Source organism: Spirillospora sp. NPDC000708 (genome assembly GCF_040299565.1).
Lineage (GTDB): Bacteria > Actinomycetota > Actinomycetes > Streptosporangiales > Streptosporangiaceae > Spirillospora.
The window spans coordinates 87195-95015 of sequence record NZ_JBEPCJ010000036.1 but is presented as its reverse complement, the minus strand read 5'-3'; the positions used below and the strand labels follow the sequence as shown (position 1 = coordinate 95015).

Sequence of the window (7821 nt, the reverse complement as noted above, 5' to 3'; positions counted from 1 at the left end):
CCACCAGATACGACAAGCTCTCCGTCCGCTACCAGGCAATCCTTGAGGTCACCGCCATCAACGAATGGCTCCACCTACTTCGAAACACGCCCTAGCGCCCCAGGTCGCCATCAGCCGAACCAACCACCCGCCCAAAGTACGGGACCAGGATCAACTGGCGATGGCGATCATGACGGCCAGTCGCTCCCTATCGGCGGCCAGGGAGTTGGCCATGAGGCTTTTCAGCAGGGACGACGAACCACTCCGGGCGCGGCTTCGAGCGATACCCCGTACCCATGTTCGAATGCCGTCGAAAATGCGCGTGACGTCCGTCTCATCCCTGCGGGACCATGCGTCCCATGGACTCCGTGCGGATCAGACTCATGACACCGGACGACCTGCCCGCCGCCCAGCGCGCCTCCGACGCCGCCTTTCTGGAGGCGGACCGGGTGCACCGGCGCTGGGACGAGCCGGAGCCCGAGCCGCTGGACGAGGCCGCCGCCCGCGCCTGGATCGAGGGGATCGGCCACCACGTCGCGACCGACCCCGGCGGCTGCTGGGTCGCCGAGGCGGGCGGCGGCGAGATCGTCGGCCTCGCGGTCGCGCAGAACCGGGGCGGCGTCTGGTACCTGGCCGTTTTCAGCGTCCTGCCGGGCCTCCAGGGCAAAGGCGTCGGCCGCAGGCTCTTCGACGCCGCCCTGGCGCACGCGGGCGACCGTCCCGGCCTGATCTCCTCGTCGCCGCACCCGGCCGCGACCCGCCGCTACCGCCTCGCGGGTTTCGCACTGCACCCGCTGATGAGCATGACCGGACGCGTCGACCGCAGCGTCCTGCCCGCGATCGACGGCCTCCGCGAAGGACGCCCGGACGACTTCGAATGGATGGACGCGCTCGACGTCACCCTGCGCGGCGGCCCCCACGGCGCCGACCATCCGCACATGCTGGAACGCCGGCGGCTGATCGTCTCGTCCTCCCCCGGCGAGCGGCCCGGCTACGTCTACCTCGACAAGGACGAGGGGAATCCGATCCTGCTGGCCGCCGCGCAGGTCGAGACCGCCGAGCGGCTCCTGTGGGAGGCCCTCGCGCACACCCGGCAGAAGGCCGTCATCAGCCACATCACGGCCGGGAACCCCTGGGCCATCGACATCGGCCTGGCCGCCCGCCTCGACCTCGGCCGGGATGGCTACCTCGCCCTGCGCGGGATTCCCGAACCGGCGCCCTATCTCGCAAGCAGGCATCATCTATGAATGATCAGGGTCCGGGCTGATGCCGGCTCGGCGGGTCTCTTCCACAGCCCGGCGGGCGATGGCCTCGCCGGGCTCGTCGCCCACCTCGGCGAAGCTCTCCACGGCCGCCAGCCCCACCGCGATCGCTTCCTCGAACCGCCGCGCCTTCCGCAGTGCGTTCCCCAGATTGGTCAGGGCCGTGCCTTCGCCGTGCCGGTCGCCGAGCTCGCGGCAGATGGCCAAGTCCTGCTGGTGGGCGGCGATCGCCTCGTCGAAGCGCCCCATCTCGACCAGCGCGCTCCCCAGGTTGCCCAGCACCGTGCCTTCGGCTTGCCGGTCGCCGGTCTCGTGGTAGAAGGCGGCGGCCTGCTGGTGGGCGGTGACCGCCTCGTCGAACCGTCCCGCCTCGACCAGCGCGAGGCCTAGGTCGTTCAGCGCCCCGCCTTCGCCGTGCCGGTCGCCGAGATCGCGGAAGATGTCGGCGGCGTCCTGATGGGCGCTGATCGCCTCCTCGAACCGCCCCACCCCGGCAAGCGCGCTCCCCAGGCTGTTCAGTGCCGTGCCTTCGCCATGCCGGTCGCCGAGCTCGCGGAGGATGCCGGCGGCGTCCTGGTGCGCCGCGACCGCCTCCTCGAACCGCCCCACCTCGACCAGCGCACTCCCCAGGTTGCCCAGCGCCCCACCTTCACTGCGCCGGTCGCCGAGCTCGCGGAAGATATCGGCAGCGTCCTGATGGGCAATGATCGCCTCCTCGAACCGCCCCACCCCGGCCAGCGCGCTCCCCAGATTGTTCAGTCCCCCGCCTTCGCCATGCCGGTCGCCGGTCTCGCGGAAGATGGCCAGGTTCTGCTGGTGGGCGGTGATCGCCTCGTCGAACCGCCGCACCTGGGCCAGCGCGCTCCCCAGGTTGTTGAGCGCCCCGCCTTCGCTGCGCCGGTCGCCGAGCTCGCGATAGATGGCGGCGGCGTCCTGGTGGGCCGTGACCGCCTCCTCGAACCGCCGCACCCCGACCAGTGCGAGCCCCAGGGTGCTCAATGCCCCGCCTTCGCCGTGCCGGTCGCCGGTCCGTGCGGCGGTGTCGCGGGCGAGGGTCGACAGGGTGATCCAGTCGTTGAACAGCCGCCGCCAATCCAGGAAGCGGGCCAAGGCCAGGGCCAGGGTGACGGTGGTCTTGGGGTGGCCGGTGTCGGCGGCGGTGCGTGCGGCCGCGGTCAGATTGGGCAGTTCGGTGTCCAGCCACGCCAGCGCCTGCTCCCGGGTGGCGAACCCGCGGGCGGCCGGGTCGGCGGCGGTCGGGTCCAGATGGGCGTCGGCCGCTCTGGTGGCGGCGAGGTAGTGGTCCAGCAGGCGGTGCAGGGCCTGGTCGCGCTGGTCGGTGTCGGCGTGTTGCAGGCCGAGGGTGGTGGCGTATTGGCGGACGAGGTCGTGCATTCGCCACCGGTCGGGGGCGGTGCCGCGCTCGATCAGGTGCGCACGGGCCAGGTCCTTCAACCTCTTTCGGGTAGTTGGTTCGTCTTGGCCGGTGAGGACGGCGGCCGCGGTGGTGGAGGTGTCGGGGCCGGGGTTGGCGGTCAGCAGCCGGAACAGGTGCCGCTGGTCGGAGGTGAGGGTGCGGTAGGACAGCTCGAACGCGCGCCGCACGCCGTCGCGTCCGTACGCCAGTCCTTCGATGGGCTGGACCTGGTGGAGTTCGCTGGTGAGGGCGATGGGGGTGTGGCCGGGGTCTTCGGCCAGCAGCGCTGCGGCGATCCGCAACGCCAAGGGCAGATACCCGCACGCCTCGGCCAGGGCGGCGGCGCCGACGGGGTCGGCGGGGATGCGGGTGTCGTGGGGGTGGGCGATGCGCAGCGTCTCGTCCAGCATCGCCACCGCGTCGTCGACGTCCAGGACGTTCAGGTCGAGCAGGCGGGCGTCGAGCATGGCCAGGGTGTGGCGGGAGGTGACGATCGCGGCGTTCCTCCCGTCGGTGGGCAGCAGCAGTTCGGCCTGGTGGGGGGTGTTGACGTTGTCGGCGACCACCAGGACCCGGCGGCCGCGGGCGGCGAACTCGGCCAGGATCGACCGGAAGACGCGCGAGCGGTCCTGGGCGTGGGTCGGGATGTGCTCGCCCGGGACGCCGAGGGCGCCGAGCATGCCTTCCAGCACCTGGCCGGGGTCGCGGCGGCGGTCGTCGTCGTAGCCGAACAGGTCGGCGAACAACACGCCGCCCGGAAACCAGCCGCGCCGCAGCGCCGCCCGCGCGGCCTGGACGGCCAGTTCGGTCTTGCCCACTCCCGCCAGGCCGCCGACCGCGGTCACCACGACCGCCCGCGCTCGCTCGGTCCCGGCCCGGTCGGCGGAAGCGGTGGGCGTCAGGGAGTCCAGCAGCCGGTCCAGGTCGCGTTGCCGTCCGGTGAAGGCGGGCGAGCCCGCGGGCAGTCCCGAGGTCGCCAAGGAGACCTGCGGCGGCAGCATGACCGTGATGTCGCGGCCCAGGATGGCCGGGCCGACCACGATCCCACCCGAGATCTCGTTCCGGGTCTGCGGCACCGGCACTCAAGCCTCCGCCGACGCATCGTCGGGCCGATCCCGTGAGGCGCGCCCGGCCGCCTCATCGGAGGGGTCCTCAGCGGGCCGGGGAGAAGCAGGCGAGGGCTGCGCGGCGCCGGGTGCAGGCGTTCCGTGAGAGGTCACGGCGCCGCTGATGTCACGGCCCATCACCAGCGGACCGTAGTTCATCCCGCCGCTGAAGGTGTTGGACACCGCCCCGTCCGCTGACTCGTCCTCCGACTCAGGGCTGCCCGCGGACCCGGACTCGGACTCGGCGCGGGGCGGCGGGGCAGGGGCAGTCGGCGGCGTGGAGGCCGGCGAGCCGGAGGTGACCGGACCGCTGATGTCGCGGCCCATCACGAGCGGGCCTACGTTGGTTCCGCCGCTGAAGGTGTTGCTCGTAGCGGCGGTAGAAGGATGGGGCCGAAGGGGCAGGGCCATCACGAACGCGGCCAGCGCCGCGAACGCGCTGAGCACGCCGGCCAGCCATCCGGCCTGCTCCAGCCCCTGCACCAGCCAGAACACCGCCAGCACCACCGCGGCCACCACCGCGACCGCCACGCCCGCCCACGCCAGCACGCGTCCGCTCATGGCGGCATCATCACCCTTGCCGTCCGGTCAGGACGCGTCCTTGGACACACACGCCCACAAACGGCCACGCCAAAAGCCCGCGCCGGGGTGGCCGGGGGTCGGTCAAGCGGCTACGAATCTGTGCCAGCAGGACCGAGGCCCACCGTTATATGGGCCCAGAAGTTCCTGACCGAAACCCCTGAGTCATCGACGGCGGCTGCCCCCGGCCCCGGCGCCGAGCAGCATGAACTCACCACTTAGCCTGCTGAAACAGGGTCACGCGGCGGCCGATCCGCACACCGCTTCGCTGCCTGTGAACCTCTTTGCATCAATCGATAGAGCTCATCGACCCCGGACCCCTGCTCCTCACGTCACAGGGTCCGTAGCGCACTGGAGTCCGTCATGCTCGCTGCCCGCCTGCACGGGTGGAACACCGCCCCGGCCGTCGAGGAAGTCGCGCCACCGTACCCAGGGGACCAGGAGGTGACCGTCGACATCGAGGCCGCCGCCGTCACGCACCTGGACCTCACCCTGATGTCCGGGACCTTCGCCTACCGCCCCGAACTGCCGTTCATCCCCGGCGCAGCGGGCATCGGCACCGTCAGCGCGGGCGACGACTCGCTGCTCGGACGCCGGGTCCTGGTCCGGGGCGGCGGTATCGGCCTCGAACGGCCGGGTACTTGGGCCGAGCAGGTGACCGCCCCGCTCACCGCAGTACGGACCATCCCCGCCGACGCCGACGCCGCGCTCGCCGCCACCTGCTACTCCCCCATGACCACGGCCTGGGCCGCCGTCGACCCGGTCGGCCACGTCGCCGAGGGCGAACGCGTCCTGATCACCGGCGCCTCCGGCGGCGTCGGCTCGCTGGCCGTCCAGCTCGCCGCCCGGGCCGGCGCCCACGTGATCGCCCTGGTACGCGACGAGAACAAGGCCGCCTCCGTACCCCCGGCCGCCCATGAGGTCCTCATCGGCCGCGGCCCCGAGGCTCTGACCGCGGCGGCTGCCGACGGGGGCATCGACCTGCTTCTCGACACCATCGGCGGCGACACCCTGCCCGCCTTCCTGCCGGCCATGCGCCCGGGCGGACGGGCCGTTCTCATCGGCTACGTCGCCGGCAAGACCCTCACCCTCGACCTGCCTTCCCTTCTGGCCCAGGACATCAGGCTGCTCCCCTTGAACATGGTCCGCCGACCCGTCCCCGACGAGGTCTTCCACGGCCTGCTCACCGACCTGACCGAGCAGCGCCTGACCCTGAACACCACCGCCTACCCCTTCAGCCGCATAGCCCAGGCACTCCAGGCCCGCACCGGCGGCAAGGTGGCAGGCACCGTGGCCATCACCATGTGACGACCCTCAAGCCAGGAGAACGGACACCCCGGGCCGATCAGTGCGCGATATCCACAGACCCGCGGATCGCGCTGACCGGCTATGGAGATCCCCGCCCGCCCGGTGCCTGCGCGAGGCTCATCCCGGGCGGGCGGTGGTTCGGTGCGCCGTCCTCTGGTCCTTGGTGCGGTCGGCCGAAGCCCGCCGCCGCGTCCGGAGGTTCAGATGAGGCGGGACGTCCAGAAGGCGGCGTGGATCGCGTCGAATACGCGGCCGGGCCTGTCGGCGGAACCGATGGTCCGCGCCGGGACGCCGGCCGCGTCCAACTCGGCCTGCAGGGTGCTCCTCGAGGGTTCCCTGCCCAGCGCGACGACCACGGCGTCGGCCTCCACCAGGCTCTCGGCGCCGTCCGACCGGACCCGCACGCCCTTGTCCTCGATCGCGGTGGCCTCGTGGCCGAGCCTCACTTCGGCACCGGCCTTGACGAGGAGTTTGGGCAGTTCCTCGGCGTCGTAGTGGACCTCGTCGCCGCGGATGAGCGAGTCGCCCCTCTCCAGCACGGTCACGCGGGTGCCCTCCAGTTCGGCGACGCGCATCGCGGTCTCGACGCCCTGGAAGCCGCCGCCGACGACGGCGACCGATCGTCCCGCCAGCGCCTCCGCGTGCGCGGTGACGTCGTTCGGGCCGATGACCAGCGCCGTGTCGGAGACCGGGCCGGGGAACGGCCGCTGCGGGGCGCCGGTGGCGAGGACGACCTCGTCGAATCCGTCGGCGAGGGCGGCCGCGTCGGCCGCGGCCCTCCTGATCTCGATGCCGCGCCGTTCCACCTCGTGCACCAGGTGCCGGCGCAGCTCGGCGATGTCGATCTTGAACGTCGAGCCGACGGCGTGGTTGAGGTCGCCGCCGAGCTCCCGCGGCTCGAACAGCACGACCCGGTGGCCCCGGTCGTGCAGGATCGCGGCGGCCCGCAGCCCGGCCGGCCCGCCGCCCGCGACGGCGACGCGCTTGGCGGCGGGCGCCGTCCCGATCGGGAAGCGCCCCTCCTCCACGACGGTCGGGTTGACCGTGCAGCCCACGCTGCGCTGGGCCTCCAGGCCCCGCACCAGGCAGCCGTCGTTGCAGCGGATGCACGGGACGATCTCCAGATGCCGTCCCGTGCGGGCCTTCTCGGGCCACCGGGGGTCGGCGAGCATGGCGCGTCCGACCGAGACGAGGTCGGCGCTGCCCGAGGCGATGATCTCGTCCGCCACCTCCGGGGAGACGAGCGAGCCCGAGGCGATGACCGGGATCGACACGGCGGGCTTGATCTTCTCCCAGCCCCAGCGGTGGAGCTGGCGCGGCATGAACCAGGAACTGGCCTCGTAGTGCTGCAGGGCGTGGTGGCCGCCGGAGGCGTGGACGACGTCGACGCCGTGCTCTTCCAGCAGCCGGCACAGCTCGACGGTCTCCTCGATCGTGATGCCGTCGGGCTCGTAGTCGGTGACCGAGAGCCGGACGCTCAGCGGGAAGTCGCGCGGCACGCGGGCGCGGACGCTGTCGACGATCTCCAGCAGGATGCGGCGGCGGTTCTCCGCGCCGCCGCCGTACTCGTCGGTCCGCTTGTTGGTGTGCGGGGACAGGAAGTTGGTGATCAGGTAGCCGTGCCCGGCGTGGATCTCCACGAGGTCGAAGCGCGCCGCGTGGGCTCGCGCCGCCGCCTCCCCGAAGCTGCGCACCACTCCCCCGATCTCCTCGATCGTCATGGGGGTGGGCCGGATGCCGAACGGCATCTCGGCGACGTCCCAGGAGGAGTCCGACGCCGACTTCATGGGAGCGGTGCCGAGGAAGCGCTGGCGGCCGCTGTGCACGAGCTGCAGGCCGGCGCGGGCGCCGCCGGCCCGGATCTCGTCGGCGAGCCAGCCGAGGCCCGCGACATGGTTCTGGTTGGAGGCGCCGGGCTGCCCGTGGATGGACTTGGCCGCGTCGTCGTCGACGTAGGTGTACTCGACCATGACGAGGCCGGCTCCGCCCTCGCCGAGCGTCCGGTAGTGGTCGATCGTGCGCTGGGTGACGGTCCCGTCGGGGTTGCAGGTGCCGGTCGTGTTGGGCGACTTGACGATGCGGTTGCGCACCTTCAGGGTGCCGATCGTCACGGGCTGGAAGAGGCTGTCGAATGCCATCGGTGCTCGCTTTCCTGGGTGTGTCCGGTAAG

At 72.2% G+C, this 7821-nt stretch carries 5 protein-coding genes; 2 read left to right on the top strand and 3 right to left on the bottom strand.

All coding sequences use genetic code 11. The features are described from left to right. Window positions 1-347: 347 nt before the first annotated feature. Complete coding sequence (locus ABT299_RS25045) at window positions 348-1226, top strand: GNAT family N-acetyltransferase (RefSeq protein WP_500252173.1); 879 nt, start codon at window positions 348-350, stop codon at window positions 1224-1226. Here ABT299_RS25045 and ABT299_RS25040 read toward each other — a convergent pair. Together ABT299_RS25040 and ABT299_RS25035 are read right to left on the bottom strand one after the other, a co-directional pair. After that, window positions 1221-3740, bottom strand: a complete 2520-nt coding sequence (locus ABT299_RS25040; RefSeq protein WP_500252172.1) for a tetratricopeptide repeat protein — start codon at window positions 3738-3740, stop codon at window positions 1221-1223. The genes ABT299_RS25045 and ABT299_RS25040 overlap by 6 nt on opposite strands. Beyond that, window positions 3741-4325: a hypothetical protein gene (locus ABT299_RS25035; protein WP_500252171.1), complete on the bottom strand. Its 585-nt coding sequence runs from the start codon at window positions 4323-4325 to the stop codon at window positions 3741-3743. It lies immediately after the preceding gene. A gap of 381 nt (window positions 4326-4706) precedes the next feature. On the opposite strand from ABT299_RS25035, the gene ABT299_RS25030 reads away from it, so the two are divergent. After that, window positions 4707-5651: a quinone oxidoreductase family protein gene (locus ABT299_RS25030; RefSeq protein ID WP_500252170.1), complete on the top strand. Its 945-nt coding sequence runs from the start codon at window positions 4707-4709 to the stop codon at window positions 5649-5651. Between the two features lie 200 nt (window positions 5652-5851). Here ABT299_RS25030 and ABT299_RS25025 read toward each other — a convergent pair whose 3' ends face one another. Next, window positions 5852-7789 carry an oxidoreductase gene (locus ABT299_RS25025; RefSeq protein ID WP_500252169.1) on the bottom strand — a complete coding sequence of 646 codons (1938 nt, stop codon included), beginning with the start codon at window positions 7787-7789 and terminating at the stop codon, window positions 5852-5854. Window positions 7790-7821 lie beyond the last annotated feature (32 nt).

Excerpts from the sequence above, each read along its gene's own strand:
- ABT299_RS25025 (WP_500252169.1), bottom strand. The coding sequence starts at position 7,789 with ATGGCATTCGACAGCCTCTTCCAGCCCGTGACGATCGGCACCCTGAAG.
- ABT299_RS25030 (WP_500252170.1), top strand. The coding sequence starts at position 4,707 with ATGCTCGCTGCCCGCCTGCACGGGTGGAACACCGCCCCGGCCGTCGAG.
- ABT299_RS25035 (WP_500252171.1), bottom strand. The coding sequence starts at position 4,325 with ATGAGCGGACGCGTGCTGGCGTGGGCGGGCGTGGCGGTCGCGGTGGTG.